The following is a 16,408-nucleotide window of genomic DNA, read 5'->3' as shown; positions in this document are numbered from 1 at the left end:
CGTTTGGGCCCTCCATCATCCCGCCGTCCGGATTTCCGCAACGCATCACCCCGTGGTCGTCCGGGACGCCGTCGCCGGTGGTGTCCCGGCGCCCGCGCGGCCGCGTCCGGAACCGGCGGGCCCGTGGTGTCACCGCCCGGCGTGGCCGCGTCTGGGGGCGGCGGGCCGGTGGTGTCACCGCCCGGCGTGGCCGCGTTTGGGCGCGGCGGGCCGGTGGTGTCACAGTGCTTGGCGTGACTGCCATCGCCCCGGGTCCCGCCGAGCTGCTGCATCGCCTGCGCGCCCGGAGCAGCTCCGCCGAGCAGTCCCCGATCACCCACGTCGAGCGGGTCACCGCCCGGACCGGCCGGGTCGCGGAGTGGCCGGCGTGGACCGGCCCGGACGTCCGGGAGTCCTTCGCCCGGCAGGGGATCGGCGCCCCGTGGGAGCACCAGGCGGCCGCGGCCACCCTGGCCTGGCAGGGTTCGCACGTGGTGCTGGCCACCGGCACCGCCTCCGGCAAGTCCCTGGCCTACCAGTTGCCGGCGCTCACGAAGCTGGCCGCCGACCCGAGGGCCACGGTCCTCTACCTCGCTCCGACCAAGGCCCTCGCCGCCGATCAACTACGCGCGCTGAGCCGGCTGGGCCTGGACGGAGTGCGTCCGGCGACGCTCGACGGCGACACCGCGCGCGAGGAGCGCGAATGGGTCCGCCAGCACGCCCGCTTCGTCCTGACCAATCCGGACATGCTGCACCACGCGCTGTTGCCGGCCCACTCCCGCTGGGCCACGTTCTTCCGGCGCCTGTCGTTCGTCGTGGTCGACGAGTGCCATGCGTACCGCGGGGTCTTCGGCTCCCACGTCGCCCACGTCCTGCGCCGCCTGCGCCGGACCGCTACCCGGTACCGCAGTTCCCCGACGTTCATCCTGGCCTCCGCCACCTCGGGGGACCCGGCCGGCAGCGCGTCCCGGCTGATCGGCGCGCCGGTGACCGCGGTGACCGAGGACGCCTCGCCGCGTGGGGCGGTCACGTTCGCCCTCTGGGAGCCGCCGTTGCTCCCGGCGGAGCCTGTCGAGCCACCCACCTTCATCCCGGCCTCGCGCTCCGCCACTCCGCAGGTCCACTCGTCCGGCCCCGCCCACGACCCCTCCCGCAGCCTCGATCGCCCATCCGGGCGCGACCCCTCCCACGGCCTCGATTCCGACCTGGAGAACTCGCCACCGGTCCGGCGGTCCGCGCTCAGGGAGACCGCGGATCTCCTCACCGACGCGGTGGTCTCCGGCACCCGCACGCTCGCCTTCGTCCGCTCCCGCCGCGGCGCCGAGGTGGTCGCCTCGATCGCCCGGCGCTCCCTCGAGGAGGCGGTCCCCGGCCTCGGCTCCCGCGTCGCCGCGTACCGGGGCGGTTACCTGCGCGAGGACCGCCGCGCCATCGAGCGGGCCCTGATCTCCGGCGAACTGCTGGGACTGGCCTCGACGAACGCCCTGGAGCTGGGCGTCGACCTGGCCGGACTGGACGCGGTGCTGATCTGCGGCTGGCCGGGCACCCGGGCGTCGCTGTGGCAGCAGGCCGGTCGTGCCGGGCGAGCGGGCGGCGAGGCGCTCGCGGTGCTGATCGCCCGGGACGACCCGCTGGACACGTACCTGGTGCACCATCCGGAGGCGCTGTTCGGCCGCCCGGTGGAGGCGACCGTGCTGGACCCCGCCAACCCGTACGTCCTCGGGCCGCAACTGTGCTGTGCCGCCTCGGAGGCCGCGCTGACCGAGGCGGACCTCGAGCTCTTCGGCGGCGAGGCCGCCCGCGCGACGGTCCAGGCGCTGGTGGCCGAGGGGATGCTGCGCGAACGCCCGTCCGGCTGGTACTGGACCGAACGCGGCCGCCCCGACGTCGACCTGCGCGGCACTGGGGGCGCCCCGGTCCAGGTGGTGGAGGCGGCCACCGGCCGGCTGCTGGGCACGGTGGATCAGGGCTCGTCGCACGTCATGCTGCACGCCGGCGCGGTCTACCTGCACCAGGGCGTCACGTACGTGGTCGACGACCTGGATCTGGAGGACGCCATCGCCCTGGTCCACCCGGAGGAGCCGGACTGGACCACGCACGCCCGTGACGTCACCGACGTGGCAGTGGTCGCCGTCCGGTCGTACGTGGACGCCGGCCCGGTCGGCCTGTTTCTCGGCGAGGTGGACGTGACCAGCCAGGTCGTGTCGTATCAGCGGCGCAGGCTGGGCAGCGGCGAGGTGATCGACACCCGCCCGCTGGACCTCCCCGCACGCCAGCTGCGCACGGTCGCCGTCTGGTTCACCGTGTCCCCACGTGCCCTGGCCGCCGCCGGTGTCGAACCGGCCGACTTCCCGGGCGCGCTGCACGCCGCCGAGCACGCCGGGATCGGCCTGCTCCCGCTGATGGCCACGTGTGACCGCTGGGACATCGGCGGCCTCTCCACGGCGAACCACCCGGACACCGAGGCGCCCACGGTCTTCGTCTACGACGGCCATCCGGGCGGCGCCGGCTTCGCCGAGCGTGCCTACGCCACGGCCACCGCCTGGCTGCAGGCCACCCGGGAGGCCATCGCCTCGTGCGCGTGCGAAGCCGGTTGCCCCTCCTGCGTCCAGTCGCCGAAGTGCGGCAACGGCAACCACCCCCTCGACAAACCCGGCGCCGTCAAGGTCCTCGACACCGTCCTGGCCGCTCTCCCTCGGGACCTGCCGGCCGCCCTCCCTCCGGACCTGCCGGCCGCCCTCCCTTCCGAGTAGCCGGTTTCTCCTACCCGGTGCCCGGCGCAACGGGGTAGGTCGCCGGCCCCGCGCGGGCGGCGGCGGTGGTCACCATCGGCACCGAGCGCACCGGCACCTCCGTCCGGACCACCACCTCCAGACCACTGACCTCGCACGACGTCAGCCGCGCCCGATTCGCGGCGGCGTACCGCGCGGCCACCGCACACGCCACGCCGGGACCCTCGACGGCCCGGCCCGCCCCGGCCAGCGCCGCCAGATCGGCGGCGGTGCGCGCGCTGTGCCGAGTCACCCGGGCCGCGACCACCATCGCCCCGGCCATCCCGGCCGCCACCAGGAAGAGCCCGACCGCCAGCACGAAGATCGACGCCGCGCCCCGGTCCCGCTCGTCTCGACGCATCCCCACCTCCGTCAGTCGGTGACCGGCCCCGGCGCGCCCGGTTCACGGGCCGCCACCGCGCTGGCCGTGACGGTGATCCCGGGCAGAGCCGCGCCGAGAACGCTGACCCGCACGGACACCGTCGCGGTCACGCTCTCCCGGTCACCGCCGATGCGGATGTCGGCGCCGTCCGGGGCCATCCGCACGGCCACCGACGATCTCTCGCCGCGGGCCTCGGCCAGCGCCGCCTCCCGGGCCGCGTCCAGGCACTGCGCCTTGGCCAACACCGCCGAGACCGCCGCGATCCCGGCGAAGAGCAGCACCATCAGCGCCGGCAGCCCGGCCGCGAGCTCGGCGGTGAACGCACCCCGGTCGCCACCGGGCCGCCGGCGCCGTCTCACGTCAGCACCGCTGTCACGTCAAGACCCCCGGTCATTTCAGACTCTTGGTGATCAACCCGGACAGTGCGGTCTGGACCGCCGAACTGGTCAGCACCTTGTACAGCAGACCCGCGAAGCCGACCGCGGCGAAGAGCCCCACCGCGTACTCCGCGGTGCTCATCCCGGCGTCCGCCGCCTCGATCCGCAGCCGCCGAAACTCTGCGACGAGTTGATACATGTGCTCCTCCTCGATTCGCTCGGCGCGGCCCGGCGCCGCGCCCTCGCCTTACCCGGGCGCCCACCGATCCGGCGGCACACCCACCCACACCACGACCTGGCCCGTCAGTTCCGCGCCACGTCATGGCTCACAGCACCTCGCCGAGCATGGCGACCAGCACCGGCACCAGGCCGGCCAGCAGAAAGGCCGGCAGGAAACAGAGCCCGAGCGGCAGCACGATCAGCACCCCGGCCCGCTGCGCCGCCGCCTCGACGGCGACCGAACGGTCCGCCCGCAGGTCGCCGGCGAGCCGTTCCAGCGCACCGGCGAGCGCCCCGCCGCTGGCGCTGGACCGCACCGCCGCCGCGGCCAGCCGCTCGGCGCCCGTGACGTCACCGAGGTGCGCCCACGCCTCGGCCGGCCCCGCCCCGAGCCGCAGCGACCGCGCGGTCCGCTGCAGCCGCGCTCCGAGCGGCCCGCCGAGCGCGTCCGCCACCGCGGCCGCCGCGCGGTCCACCGGCGCACCCGCCCGCAACGCCGCGGCCAGCAGATCCGCACCGAGCGGCAGGTCAGCCAGCGCCTCCTGACGCTCCCGCCGGACGTCAGCGGGCTCCCGGCGGCGCAGCAACCGCTCGGCGCCCACGCCGGCCACGAAGCCGACCGGCACGCCCCACCAGCCCCCGATCAACCCGGCCACCCCGACCGCGACCAGCCCCGCGAGCAGAATCCGGTTCCGCAGGTCAGGCCGCACGGCTGGGGCTCCGGCCGGCGCGCCGAGCCGTCCCAGCCGCCGCCCGGCCCGCCGGTGCAGCACCGGCGCCGCGAGCACGAGCCCGGCCGCCACCACGAAAGCGAAGGTCACGGCCATGCCTACGCCGCCTCCGCACGCGGCACGACGACAGCCGGCGGCCCGTCGCACGACCGCGCGGACCGCGCCGGAGCCGCCCGCACCACCGTGGCCCGGCAGGCCGCCGCCGGCGCGGGCGCCCCGATCAGCGCCGCCACACAGCACTCCCGCAGCGGCGCCCGCACCGGCCCGCCCGGTCGCAGCACCGCAGCCGCTCCGCACGACTCCGCCATCAGCCCGGCCCGTCCACGAGACGCCGCGCCCACCGCAGCCCACCGGACTGCAGCAGCAACGCCACGGACGCACAGCCCGCTCCCAGCGGCGTGTGCAGGAGCACCCGCAACGGATCGGCCCCGATCGCGTACCCCAGACCGATCCCGCCCACCGGCAGAGCCGTGAGCAGCAACGCCGTCGCCTGCGCGCCCGCCGCCTGGGCAGCGGCCGAAGCCGCCGCCCGATCCGCGGCCCGGACATCCGACTCGATCCGGTCCAGCAGATCCGCCGCCGGCGCCCCGGTCCGCTCGGCCAACCGCCACACCGCCCCGGTCAGCCGGGCGATCCGCCCGTCCCCGGCCAGCCACCCCGCCACCGGGGCCCCGGCCGGACCGGTTGCGGACAGGCTGAGCAGACCAGCCACGGAAGACGACGCCATGGCCGGCGGCAATCCCGCCCGCAGATCAGCGACCAGGGCGGTCAGGCCGTCGAGCGCCGCCGAGCGTCCGGCGGCCACCCGTTTGCGCCCGGCCCGGCGTACCCACTCCGCCGTGCCCAGCCCGGCATAGACCGCCCCGACCAGCGCCGCCACCGGCCCGCCCAGCAGCAGCCCGGCACAGGTGGCCACCGCGGCGGCCGCGAAGACCGCCCGCCGGTCGAGAGGCACCCGCACCCGCGGCAACCCGCGAAGCCGCACGGCCGGCCCCCGCCCGGACAGCCGAGCCAGCACGCCGGCGCCCGGCCAGGCGAGCGCCACCACGCAGCCGAGCAGGCAGGCCACCAGCACCCCGGTCACGACGCCCCCAGCACCGGCGGCACCCGGACCCCGCGGTCCAGCAGCATCCGCCCGAGCACCCGCGACCCCGCGCCGGCGCCGGACCGCCTCTCCCAGGCCGGCGCCACGGTCGTCAGGCGCGACTCGCCGGACGGCGCCAGCACGCTGATCGACTCCAGCACCCGCCCGCTCGTGGTCCGCCGGACCTGGAGCACCACCTGCAAGGCCGCCAGCACCTGAGCGTGCAGCGCCGCCCGCGGCAGGCCGCCGAGCAGTCCGAGCGCCTCCAGCCGGGCCGGCACGTCCCCGGGCGCGTTGGCGTGCAACGTCCCCGCCCCGCCGTCGTGCCCGGTGTTCAGCGCCCCGAGCAGATCGACGATCTCCGCTCCCCGGCACTCCCCGACCACCAGGCGGTCCGGCCGCATCCGCAGCGCCTGCCGGACCAGGTCGGTCAGCCCCACCGCGCCGGCTCCCTCCACATTGGCCGTTCGTGCCTGCAGGGCGACCACGTGCGGATGCACCGGGCGCAGCTCGGCCGCGTCCTCGACCAGCACGATCCGCTCGGTCGGCGGCACCAGCCCGAGCAGCGTCGCCAGCAGGGTGGTCTTGCCGCTGCCGGTGCCGCCGGTGACCAGGTACGCCAACCGCGCCGCCACCACCGCCTCCAGCAGCGGCGCCACCACGGCCGGCACCGTCCCGTGGGTGACCAGGTCGCCGAGGCTGAACGGCCGCTGCCGGAAGGTCCGCAACGACAGGTACGGCCCCTGGGTCGCCACCGGCGGCAGCACCGCGTGCACCCGGGTCCCGTCGGGCAGGCGCGCGTCCGCATACGGCTGCCCGTCGTCCAGCCGCCGCCCACAGGCCGCGACGAGCCGCTGCGCCAACCGCCGTACGTCCCCGGCCTCTCCCAGCCGGACCGCCGCCCGCTGCAGCCCAGCCCCACGGTCGACCCAGACCTGCGTCCCGTTCACCAGCACGTCGGTGACCTTCTCGTCGGCGAGCAGCGGCGCCAGCGGCCCCGCTCCGATCAACTCGTCGCGCACCTGGTCGGCGAGCCGCAGCACGGCCCGGTCGCCGAGCACCCCGCCCTGCCGGCGGACCACGTTCACCACCGCCGCCGAGGTCGCCTCCACCCCCTCGTACGCGAACTGCCGCCGTACCCGGTCGACCATGCTCACGCCGTCACCACCCGTGTGCTCATCAACTCGTCGATCAGCCGCCGGCAGAGGTCGGCGAGCGGCCCCTTGCCGCCGGCGGTCGGTGCGGTCCCACGCTCGAGCGCCTGGCACATCGCCGGCTCCGGCCGCAGCGATCCGGCCAGCGGCACCCCGAGCGTGTGTGCGATGTCCCGGGGTTTCAGTCCGCCCGGCGCCGGCCCGCGCACCACTGCCGCGACCTGCTCGCAGTGCGGCCGTACCTGGGCGAGAGTGCGCGCCGCCGACGCGGTGGCGCGCAGTTCGGCCGGGACCACCAGCAGCGTCCGGTCGGCGGCCTGCAGGGCCAGCACCGCGGCGTCGTCGAGCTGGCGCGGCAGGTCGGCGACGATCACGTCGCGGCCGCGCCGGGCGGCGTCCAGCGTGGCCGCCATCGCCTCGGCGGGCACCCCGGCCAGTTCGTCCCGGTCGAAGGAGAGCAGCACCAGGTCGCCGCGGTGCGGCAGGGCGCCGAGCAGGGCCGGCGGGTCGACCCGGCCGCCGGCGCCGGCCAGTCCGGGCCAGCGCAGGCCGCTCACCCGTTCCCAGCCGAGGACCAGGTCGAGCCCACCGCCGAGCGGATCGGCGTCGATCAGCAGGGTTCGGTGCCGGGCCTGGACGGCCATCGCGGCAAGGCCGGCGGCGAGGATGCTCGCCCCCGCGCCGCCGCGGCCGCCGATCACCGCGACGGTGCGCGACACCGCTGGCGAGCGTGATTCCCCGGTGAGCTGCTCGATCAGCCAGGGTTCGGCTTCGGGCAGGACCGCGACGTGGTCGGCGCCGAGCGGTTCGGCCACGGACCAGAGCTGGTCGCCCGGCGCGCCGCGGGCCACGACGATCACCCGGGACCGGCGCGGCAGCCGGGCGCGTACGCAGGCGGCGGCCTGGTCGGCGCCGATCAGCGCGAGCGGGGCGGGCAGGAAGCGGGGTCGCGCGGCGGCCGGATCGGGCGCCACGTCGACCTCACGGCCCGCCGCGGCGGCGAGACGCAGCAGGTCGTCCAGCAGTTCGGTGTCGGCGGTGACCAGGAGCGGGCGGGACGGCAGGGACATCGCGGTCTCCGATGGGTGGGCGCGGTTGGGCCCGCCCAACGTCGCGGTCCGCCCACTGTCCCGGCAATCGACGAGCTCGCCACGTGTGGATAAGTTGGGAGGCTGTGGACAGGCCCCGGCGAACGGCTGATTTTGGTACGGCCACTGGCGAATGGACCGGCGCGCGTTGGGTATGTTGTCCCGACACGGACCGACGGAGTTGGCATGGATAACTCGATCCGGACCACGCTGGCGGATGACGGCACGGTCACGGTCACGGTGTTCGGAGAGATCGACTACTCCAACGCCGACGATGTGGCCGACGGCATCCGGGATGCCATCACCGACTGGTCACCGCCGACCGTCCACGTGGATCTGCGAGACGCGTCCTTCATCGACTCGACAGGCCTCGGCGCGCTGATCGAGGGTTACCGGGCAGCCACCGCGAGCAATGCCCGCTTCATGGTGATCAATCCCACCCCGACGTTCCGCCGTGTTCTCACGGTGACCGGTCTGAGCGAGTTCTTCGGCCTCACCGACACCGCCGGCCAGAGCGATCTCCTGGAGCCGACCAACGAGGCGGCGACCGGGGCGTGAAGGGAACGACCCCCGTCGGGGGAGACGGGGGTCGTCCTGAGATTCGGCTCCGGGGGGGTCGAGCCGAATCAACTCGGTGAACCGCGGGGGGCGCAGCCACCGAGGGCTTGTCACTGAGGTCTTGGCACTGGGTTTACGGGACGCGACGGTAACAACACTATTCCCAGACGCAAACACAAGTCTGCCTCAGACTCAGACGGCAGTCGAGTACCGAATGTAACTCAATGCATGGTCCCTGCCCGTCTGACCGTTTCACTGCGAGTCACGGTGATCGGGTATCCGCGCCCGAGCGGCTTGCGGCTACACTTTCGGCCCGTGGGCCCCAGCGCCGCGTTTTTCGACCTAGACAAGACCGTCATCGCCAAGTCCAGCGCCCTGGCCTTCGGACGGCCGTTCTACCGCGACGGCCTGATCAGCCGACGTGACGTGGTGAAGTCCGCCTATGCCCAGCTGATGTTCCGGCTCGGCGGCGGCACCGACGAGCAGGCGATGGCCCGCACCCGGGACTATCTGGCCGCCCTCTGCAAGGGCTGGCGGGTCGAGCAGGTCCAGCAGATCGTCGCGGAGACGCTCAACGAGCTGATCAATCCCTATGTCTACGCCGAGGCCGCCGCGCTGATCGCCGAGCACCAGGCCGCTGGCCGTGACGTCGTGCTGGTCTCGGCCTCCGGTGACGAGATGGTCCGCCCGATCGGCGCGCTCCTCGGCATCCGCGACGTGATCGCCACCCGCATGGCCATCGTCGACGGGCGGTACAGCGGCAAGGTCGAGTTCTACGCGGCCGGCCCGGCCAAGGTGGTCGGCATCCAGGAACTGGCCGACACGCGCGGTTACGACCTGAGCCGCTGCTTCGCCTACTCCGACTCCAGCAGCGATCTCCCGATGCTCGACGCGGTCGGTCACCCCAGCGTCGTCAACCCGGACCGGACGCTGCGCCGGGTGGCCATCGACCGCGGTTGGCCGGTCCTGGAGTTCCGCCACCCGATCGCGCTCGGCAAACGCCTCCGCGACCGCCCGGCCGTCCCGATCACGGCCGCCGCTCTCGGCGTCGGCGTGGGCGTCGCCATCGGCTTCGCTCTCTACGGCCGCCACCGCCGGTCACGCGCCTCTGCCGCCTGAGACCGATTGTCCGGTACGCCCACAGCGACCCCCTCCGCAGCCCGGGTCCCGTGGCGTTCGTTCGCGATCCCCAGCCCGCGCCTTCGCCAGCCACGCCCCGGCTCCCGCCTGGCCGCGCGGGGCGCCTCCGGTACCCGGAGACACCCCAAGCCCCAGCCAACAACACCGAGCCCGCGCGGAGGGTCCCTCCCCCGCACCCCAAGAGACCGCTGGCTGCCGGCTCATCGGAACCAGCTCGGAGCCAGGCGCGCCTCCGGCACGCCGAGCACCCCTGAACCTCAGCCGAGCGGCCGGGGTTGCGGGACCGGACTGGTCCGCAGTGACCTGGGCAGATGGCATTGGTCTGAGTAATGCGGGATCGCCAGATTTGCCGGGCTGAAACCTGGCGATCAAGCCGCGAGCGGCGTAGAAAAGAAGGCACGGAGCCATTGAAAAATCGGCACCGTGCACGGCCACCGGGAACCCACGCGCGATCAGCCACGGCAGGCATGTTGCGACGGGACCTGCGCCGCAGGTGGTCTTCCGCCTGTACGGGGATCGATACCACCAGGCCGCTGGACCGTCGACGACAACTCAAGTGCACGCTTGATAACCCGGTCCGGACGCGCAAAGCCGGCGCCCCTGTGCGGGACGCCGGCTCTCATCTTGGGGCGACGCTTTCGGCGACCGACGGCCGGCCCTGACCAGCGACGGACGTCAGCGGGAGGCTGACACCGACTCTGATCACAACCGGGCGTCACTCACGGGCGGACGCCGGCTCTGATCAAAACCGGGCGTCACTCGCGGGCGGACGCCGGCTCTGATCAGAACCGGACGTCACTCCGGGGCGGACGCGGTCCGGTGGCGGGCGCGGATTTCCTGGTAGACGGCGCGGAACACCTTGGGCCGGGAGTGGAAGTCCACCCCCTGCTCCCACAACTCGGTGTTCACCGTCTGGCCGTTCCGCCGTTCCAGCAGCACCGTCGTCCCGCTCTCGATCCGCCACGGGCCCAGCCGGTGCGTGGCCCGCCGCAGGTGCACCCCGGCGATCTCCGGCCAGGGCATCACCCGCGAGCGCAGCAGACCCCGGATCAGCACACCTTCGGCGCTCACGTACACCCCGAGCTGCAAGATCCGCCACGCGCCGACCACCCAGACCGCGGCGAGCAGGCACGCGACCACCCGGACACCGTGCCCCATCAGGTCGAACTGCCGGATGGTGGCCCAGCTCAGCAGCGCCAGGGCGAACGCCTCCCAGGCGATGACCAGCCAGCGTCCGGAGCCGGGCTCGTACGGGCGCACCCAGTTGTCAGCCACCCGAAAATTATGCGATGTCTACCTGATCACAGGTCAGACAGCCGCCAGGACCGCGTCACCGATCGTGCTGATCTCCCCGGCGCCGGCCGTGACAGCTGCGGCATAGTGGCGGAGCCACGAGCGCACTCCGTCCGGTGTGCCGGTCGCGTAGGCGCCCGCCGAGCCGACGTACTCCGGCTCCCGGGCCAGATGTCCGGCCTCGACGGCCACCAGGCCCCGCGGGTCGAATCCGCGGCCGATCAGGGTGAGCCGGGCGGCGGCCCGGGCCACCACGCCGGCCGGGCCGGCGAACGGGCGCAGGGTGATCAGCTCCGCGTGCACGATCGCGGCCAGCAGCAGCGGCGGCGTCTCCTCGTTGCCGGCGACCAGGGCGGCCAGCGCGTCGATGCGCTCGGCGCCGCCGGTGAGCCGGCCCAGATCGTCGGCCGGGACCACGCCGCGGGCGGCGAGGACGTGCAGCTTGGCCAGTACCTGGCGGGGCGCGCGGGGCCAGAGGTCGACCAGGCCGCCGATGCCCTCGGCGACCCGCAGGGCGCCCTGCACGACCGGGTCGGTGATGGTGCCGGCGCGGACGTCGTCGAGATCGTGCCGGTTGCCCTCCAGGGCGGCGCTGGCGACGGCGGCGCGCAGGCTGGCCTCGGCGGCGACCTGACCTCCGTGCCGGCGCAGGGCGCGGTGCCGCATGGCGGCGTCGACGCTGTCCCGGGCCGCGGCCAGGGCCGGGGCGACGTCAGCGAGGTCGAGCAGGGGAGCTAGTGGATCCACCCGAACAAGGTAACCGGTAAAACGACGGAAACACGGGGTGCACAAAAGCGAGTGTAAATGGCAAGATTCGCGCAGGAACGATCATCCGGATGTGACTTTTCGCCGGACCCGTCCCCCAGAAACTAGTGTGCAACACATAGAGACCCCGGTCACGGCAGAGGAGCCGCCCTCATGAGCGAGACACTGGAGAATCTGTACTCGGAGACGCGGCAGTTCCCGCCGCCCGCCGACCTCGCGGCCGCCGCCAACGTCAAGGCTGAGGCCTACGAGGACGCCGCCTCCGACCGGCTCGCTTACTGGGCGCGCCAGGCCGAGCGGCTGACCTGGGCGAAACCGTGGGACCAGGTGCTGGACTGGTCCAACCCGCCGTTCGCGAAGTGGTTCGTCGGCGGTGAGCTGAACGTGGCGTACAACTGCGTCGACCGGCACGTCGAGGCCGGCAACGGGGACAAGGTCGCCATCCACTGGGAGGGCGAGCCCGGCGACACCCGCACGGTGACCTACGCCGAGCTGTTGAAGCTCGTCTCGCAGGCCGCGAACACGCTGACCGAGCTGGGTGTCACCGCCGGCGACCGGGTCGCGATCTACCTGCCGATGATCCCGGAGGCCGCTGTCGCGATGCTGGCCTGCGCCCGGATCGGCGCCACGCACAGCGTGGTCTTCGGCGGCTTCTCGGTGGACGCGCTCGCCACCCGCATCCAGGACGCCGACGCCAAGGTCGTGATCACCGCCGACGGCGGTTACCGGCGGGGCAAGCCGTCCGCGCTGAAGCCGACGGTGGACGAGGCCGTGGCCCGCTGCGAGAGCATCGAGCACGTGCTGGTGGTCCGCCGCACCGGGCAGGACATCGCCTGGACGGCGAAGGACAAATGGTGGCACGAGACTGTGGAGCAGGCCAGCGGCGAGCACCAGGCGCAGCCGTTCGACGCCGAGCACCCGCTGTTCATCCTCTACACCTCCGGCACCACCGGCAAGCCGAAGGGGATCCTGCACACCACCGGCGGGTACCTGACCCAGACGTCGTACACCCACAATGCGGTTTTCGATCTGAAGCCGGAGACCGACGTCTACTGGTGCACCGCGGACATCGGCTGGGTGACCGGGCACTCCTACATCGTCTACGGCCCGCTCTCCAACGGCGCCACCCAGGTGATGTACGAGGGCACCCCGGACACCCCGGACCGCGGCCGGTTCTGGCAGATCGTCGACAAGTACAAGGTGTCGATCCTCTACACCGCGCCCACGCTGATCCGCACCATGATGAAGTGGGGCGACGACATCCCGGCGAAGTACGACCTGTCGTCGCTGCGGGTGCTCGGCAGCGTCGGCGAGCCGATCAACCCCGAGGCCTGGATGTGGTACCGGCAGCACATCGGCCACGAGCGTACCCCGGTGGTGGACACCTGGTGGCAGACCGAGACCGGCGCCGTGATGATCTCCCCGCTGCCGGGTGTGACAGCGGCGAAGCCGGGCTCGGCGATGACCCCGCTGCCCGGCGTCAGCGCCGACGTGGTGGACGACACCGCCACCCCGGTGCCGAACGGCGGCGGCGGTTTCCTGGTGCTGACCGAGCCGTGGCCGTCGATGTTGCGCACGATCTGGGGTGACGACAAGCGCTTCCTCGACACCTACTGGTCGCGCTTCGGGGCCGGGGCCGGCAACGGCGACCAGTGGATCTACTTCGCCGGCGACGGCGCGAAGAAGGACGAGGACGGCGCGCTCTGGCTGCTCGGCCGGGTCGACGACGTGATGCTGGTGTCCGGTCACAACATCTCCACCACCGAGGTGGAGTCGGCTCTGGTGTCGCACCCGTCGGTGGCCGAGGCCGCGGTGGTCGGCGCGACCGACCCGACGACCGGTCAGGCGATCGTCGCGTTCACCATCCCGCGCGGCAACGTGGCGACCGACGGTGCGGCCGGCGAGGCGCTGATCAGGGAGCTGCGCGACCACGTGGCCAAGACGCTCGGCCCGATCGCCAAGCCTCGGCAGATCATGCTCGTCACCGAGTTGCCGAAGACCCGGTCCGGCAAGATCATGCGGAGGCTGCTGCGCGACGTTGCCGAGAACCGGTCCCTGGGCGACGTCACCACGCTGCAGGACTCGACGGTCATGGATCTGATCAGTTCCGGTATGAGGTCGGCGAAGTCCGAAGACTGACAGTTATCTATAAGGGCTGATGGCGTAACCGCCGCCAGCCCTTTCGTCCATTATGCCTACTATGATGTTATGACCAGGCCATAACACGTAACTGTTGGTCATCAATCTCCTGGACCTTCCCCGAACATCGGGGACTTTGCATACGTTCACCTCTAGTCCCGAACCGCGGGGCCGTTTGACGCTGGGCGCGGCACACCATGCCCAGCCGCAAAAACGGAGGTAAACGTAGTGCGCAAGGTGGTCGTGGGACTGCTCGGCGCCGCCATGGTGACCACCGTGGGAGCAATGGCTCCGACGATGGCGCTCGCGGCGCCCGCGGCGGATCCGGCTCCGGTGGCACAGACCGGAGACAACGCTCCGGTCGATGACCTGCCAAACCCGCTCGAGGAGAAGCGTCGCGCGCTGCGCGAGGAGGCCGTCTCCCAGGTGGTCAGCGGCGAGTCCAAGGTGGAGACCCGGAACGGCAGCAAGGTCGTCAACCTCGGCAAGACGTACGGCAACGGTGGTTTCGGCCACCCCGGCAAGAACCAGTACGTCGAGCTGGCCCGGGAGAAGACCGACAAGATCTTCGTGATCCTCACGGAGTTCGGCAACGAGCGGCACCCGTCCTTCCCGGACAAGGACACGACGACGCAGTACGCCGGCCCGTCGACGTTCGAGGGTCCGCTGCACAACGCGATCCCGGAGCCGGACCGCAAGGTGGACAACTCCACGGTCTGGCAGAAGGACTACTCGCAGGAGTACTACCAGAACCTGTACTTCGGCACCGGCAAGGACACCGAGTCGGTCAAGACCTACTTCGAGACCCAGTCGTCCGGCCGGTACAGCGTCGACGGCGAGGTCACCGACTGGGTCAAGGTCAAGTACAACGAGGCCCGGTACGGCCGGTCCAACGACAACCCGACCGACGCCAACGGTGACGACCCGGCGGTCTGCGCCAGCAGCAACTGCACGAACGTGTGGCAGCTGGTCCGCGACGCCGTCACCCAGTGGTACGCCGACCGGCTCGCGGCCGGCGCCACACCCGCCCAGGTCAAGGCCGAGCTCGCCGAGTTCGACAAGTACGACAGGTACGACTACGACGGCGACGGCAACTTCAACGAGCCGGACGGCTACCTCGACCACTTCCAGATCGTCCACGCCGGCGGCGACCAGGCCGACGGTGACCCGTACCAGGGTGAGGACGCCGTCTGGAGCCACCGGTGGTACGCCTACTCCACCGACGCGGGCAGCAGCGGCCCGGCCGGCAACCTGCTCGGCGGCACCCAGATCGGTGACACCGGCCTGTGGGTCGGCGACTACACCATCCAGCCGGAGAACGGCGGTCTGAGCGTCTTCGTCCACGAGTACACCCACGACCTGGGCCTCCCGGACGACTACGACACCAGCGGGCTGGGCGACAACAACAACGAGTTCTGGACGCTGATGGCGCAGAGCCGCCTCGGCGCCAAGAACGACCAGGCCATCGGCACGCACCCGGGTGACCTGGGCGCGTGGAACAAGTTGCAGCTCGGCTGGCTCAACTACGAGTCGGTCAAGGCCGGCCAGAAGAAGGTCGTGAACCTCGGGCCGCAGGAGTACAACACCAGCAAGAAGCAGGCGCTGGTGGTGAACCTGCCGGACAAGGAGGTCACCACCGACCTGGGCGCTCCGTACGCCGGGACCAAGCAGTACTTCTCCGGCAACGCGGACGACCTGAACGTGTCGCTGTCCAAGACGATCGACCTGACCGGCAAGACCACCGCGAGCGTCTCGCTCCAGGGCCGGTACTCGATCGAGGAGGACTACGACTACCTGTACGCCGAGGCCTCCACCGACAACGGCGCCAACTGGACCAAGCTCGACGGTACGGTCGGCGGCCAGCCGTTCGCCAAGGACGGCAGCGGCGCGCCGGGCATCACCGGCTCGTCGGACAACGCGTGGGTGCCGGTCGAGGTGCCGCTGAACGCGTACGCCGGCAAGAGCATCCAGTTCCGCCTGCACTACGTCACCGACGGCGGTGTCTCCGCGGGCGGCTTCTTCGGCGACGACCTGACCGTCACCGCCGGCGGCGCTGTCGTCTCCACGGACGGTGCCGAGGGCACCCCGGCGTGGACCGCGGACGGCTTCACCGTCGTCGGGTCCAGCGCCACCAGCGACTACCCGAACTACTACATCGCGGGCTACCGGAGCTACACCTCGTACGACAAGTACCTGGAGTACGGCCCGTACAACTTCGGGTGGGCGAACACCAAGCCGGACTGGGTGGAGCACTACAACTACCAGACCGGTCTGCTCATCTCGTACTGGGACACCTCCCAGGTCGACAACAACACCAACGAGCACCCGGGGACGGGGCGCAACCTCTACATCGACGCGCACCCGAAGCCGTTCAACAACCCCACGGGTGTTCCGTGGCGTGCCCGGGTCCAGGTCTACGACGCTCCGTTCAGCCTGTTCCCGACCGACGGCATGACCCTGCACCTGAACGGCGAGAAGTCGGTCGTCAAGCCGCAGCTGGGTGACCCGATCTTCAACGACAAGGACAAGTACTACTACGACGAGCTGCCCAACGCCGGCGTCAAGCTGCCGGCCGTGGGCGTCAAGATCGCGGTGCTCGGCCAGCTCGGCACCTCGATGACGGTTGCCGTCTACTGATCCACCCACCAAGCAGCGCCCGGGGACCCTACTCCCCGGGCGCTGCCCATTTGGGGGAACCGTTTCGTGCTGCGTTTCGTCCCAACGAGGA

The 16,408-nt window shown here is 72.3% G+C and carries 15 protein-coding genes; 5 read left to right on the top strand and 10 right to left on the bottom strand.

Annotated elements, in window-relative coordinates:
* Positions 1 to 233 precede the first annotated feature (233 nt).
* A complete protein-coding gene (gene sftH / locus Asi03nite_RS14040; protein ID WP_373872110.1) occupies positions 234 to 2,732 on the top strand; it encodes a DEAD/DEAH box helicase in 2,499 nt (832 codons plus the stop codon).
* A gap of 10 nt (positions 2,733 to 2,742) precedes the next feature.
* Here sftH and Asi03nite_RS14035 read toward each other — a convergent pair whose 3' ends face one another.
* From Asi03nite_RS14035 to ssd, 8 genes are all read right to left on the bottom strand, one after another.
* Positions 2,743 to 3,111: an Rv3654c family TadE-like protein gene (locus Asi03nite_RS14035; RefSeq protein ID WP_203679928.1), complete on the bottom strand. Its 369-nt coding sequence runs from the start codon at positions 3,109 to 3,111 to the stop codon at positions 2,743 to 2,745.
* An 11-nt stretch (positions 3,112 to 3,122) separates the two neighbouring features.
* On the bottom strand, positions 3,123 to 3,491 hold the full coding sequence (locus Asi03nite_RS14030; RefSeq protein WP_203679927.1) for a TadE family type IV pilus minor pilin: 369 nt from the start codon (positions 3,489 to 3,491) through the stop codon (positions 3,123 to 3,125).
* 31 nt (positions 3,492 to 3,522) lie between these two features.
* Positions 3,523 to 3,708: a DUF4244 domain-containing protein gene (locus tag Asi03nite_RS14025; protein WP_203679926.1), complete on the bottom strand. Its 186-nt coding sequence runs from the start codon at positions 3,706 to 3,708 to the stop codon at positions 3,523 to 3,525.
* Positions 3,709 to 3,835: 127 nt separating this feature from the next.
* The gene (locus tag Asi03nite_RS14020; RefSeq protein ID WP_203679925.1) at positions 3,836 to 4,555 is read right to left on the bottom strand and encodes a type II secretion system F family protein; all 720 of its coding nucleotides are present in this window, start codon (positions 4,553 to 4,555) and stop codon (positions 3,836 to 3,838) included.
* A gap of 2 nt (positions 4,556 to 4,557) precedes the next feature.
* A complete protein-coding gene (locus tag Asi03nite_RS14015) occupies positions 4,558 to 4,740 on the bottom strand; it encodes a hypothetical protein (RefSeq protein ID WP_203679924.1) in 183 nt (60 codons plus the stop codon).
* Positions 4,741 to 4,766: 26 nt separating this feature from the next.
* On the bottom strand, positions 4,767 to 5,543 hold the full coding sequence (locus Asi03nite_RS14010; RefSeq protein ID WP_203679923.1) for a type II secretion system F family protein: 777 nt from the start codon (positions 5,541 to 5,543) through the stop codon (positions 4,767 to 4,769).
* Complete coding sequence (locus tag Asi03nite_RS14005) at positions 5,540 to 6,694, bottom strand: TadA family conjugal transfer-associated ATPase (protein WP_203680118.1); 1,155 nt, start codon at positions 6,692 to 6,694, stop codon at positions 5,540 to 5,542. The genes Asi03nite_RS14010 and Asi03nite_RS14005 overlap by 4 nt, the downstream gene beginning before the upstream one ends.
* Positions 6,695 to 6,696: 2 nt before the next feature.
* On the bottom strand, positions 6,697 to 7,767 hold the full coding sequence (gene ssd / locus Asi03nite_RS14000; RefSeq protein WP_203679921.1) for a septum site-determining protein Ssd: 1,071 nt from the start codon (positions 7,765 to 7,767) through the stop codon (positions 6,697 to 6,699).
* A gap of 204 nt (positions 7,768 to 7,971) precedes the next feature.
* Between ssd and Asi03nite_RS13995 the strand changes: the two genes are divergently transcribed.
* The gene (locus Asi03nite_RS13995) at positions 7,972 to 8,343 is read left to right on the top strand and encodes an STAS domain-containing protein (RefSeq protein WP_203679919.1); all 372 of its coding nucleotides are present in this window, start codon (positions 7,972 to 7,974) and stop codon (positions 8,341 to 8,343) included.
* A 315-nt stretch (positions 8,344 to 8,658) separates the two neighbouring features.
* Positions 8,659 to 9,462 (top strand): HAD family hydrolase, encoded by an 804-nt coding sequence (locus Asi03nite_RS13990; RefSeq protein ID WP_203679917.1) that lies wholly within the window; start codon positions 8,659 to 8,661, stop codon positions 9,460 to 9,462.
* A gap of 816 nt (positions 9,463 to 10,278) precedes the next feature.
* Here Asi03nite_RS13990 and Asi03nite_RS13985 read toward each other — a convergent pair.
* Positions 10,279 to 10,758: a PH domain-containing protein gene (locus Asi03nite_RS13985; RefSeq protein ID WP_203679916.1), complete on the bottom strand. Its 480-nt coding sequence runs from the start codon at positions 10,756 to 10,758 to the stop codon at positions 10,279 to 10,281.
* 33 nt (positions 10,759 to 10,791) lie between these two features.
* Positions 10,792 to 11,523 (bottom strand): Fic family protein, encoded by a 732-nt coding sequence (locus Asi03nite_RS13980; RefSeq protein ID WP_239102672.1) that lies wholly within the window; start codon positions 11,521 to 11,523, stop codon positions 10,792 to 10,794.
* A 171-nt stretch (positions 11,524 to 11,694) separates the two neighbouring features.
* Here Asi03nite_RS13980 and acs point away from each other — a divergent pair, with 171 nt between their 5' ends.
* On the top strand, positions 11,695 to 13,680 hold the full coding sequence (acs, locus tag Asi03nite_RS13975) for an acetate--CoA ligase (protein WP_203679912.1): 1,986 nt from the start codon (positions 11,695 to 11,697) through the stop codon (positions 13,678 to 13,680).
* A gap of 243 nt (positions 13,681 to 13,923) precedes the next feature.
* Positions 13,924 to 16,317, top strand: a complete 2,394-nt coding sequence (locus tag Asi03nite_RS13970) for an immune inhibitor A domain-containing protein (protein WP_203680116.1) — start codon at positions 13,924 to 13,926, stop codon at positions 16,315 to 16,317.
* The last annotated feature ends 91 nt before the right edge of the window (positions 16,318 to 16,408 follow it).

This window comes from Actinoplanes siamensis, from assembly GCF_016862395.1.
GTDB classification, from domain to species: Bacteria; Actinomycetota; Actinomycetes; order Mycobacteriales; family Micromonosporaceae; genus Actinoplanes; species Actinoplanes siamensis.
This window is presented reverse-complemented; position numbering and strand designations above follow the sequence as displayed.

Bases quoted from the DNA above. Each gene is read 5' to 3' on its own strand.
- Asi03nite_RS14035 (WP_203679928.1), bottom strand. From the start codon at position 3,111: ATGCGTCGAGACGAGCGGGACCGGGGCGCGGCGTCGATCTTCGTGCTG.
- Asi03nite_RS14025 (WP_203679926.1), bottom strand. From the start codon at position 3,708: ATGTATCAACTCGTCGCAGAGTTTCGGCGGCTGCGGATCGAGGCGGCG.
- Asi03nite_RS14020 (WP_203679925.1), bottom strand. From the start codon at position 4,555: ATGGCCGTGACCTTCGCTTTCGTGGTGGCGGCCGGGCTCGTGCTCGCG.
- Asi03nite_RS14005 (WP_203680118.1), bottom strand. From the start codon at position 6,694: ATGGTCGACCGGGTACGGCGGCAGTTCGCGTACGAGGGGGTGGAGGCG.
- ssd (WP_203679921.1), bottom strand. From the start codon at position 7,767: ATGTCCCTGCCGTCCCGCCCGCTCCTGGTCACCGCCGACACCGAACTG.
- Asi03nite_RS13995 (WP_203679919.1), top strand. From the start codon at position 7,972: ATGGATAACTCGATCCGGACCACGCTGGCGGATGACGGCACGGTCACG.
- acs (WP_203679912.1), top strand. From the start codon at position 11,695: ATGAGCGAGACACTGGAGAATCTGTACTCGGAGACGCGGCAGTTCCCG.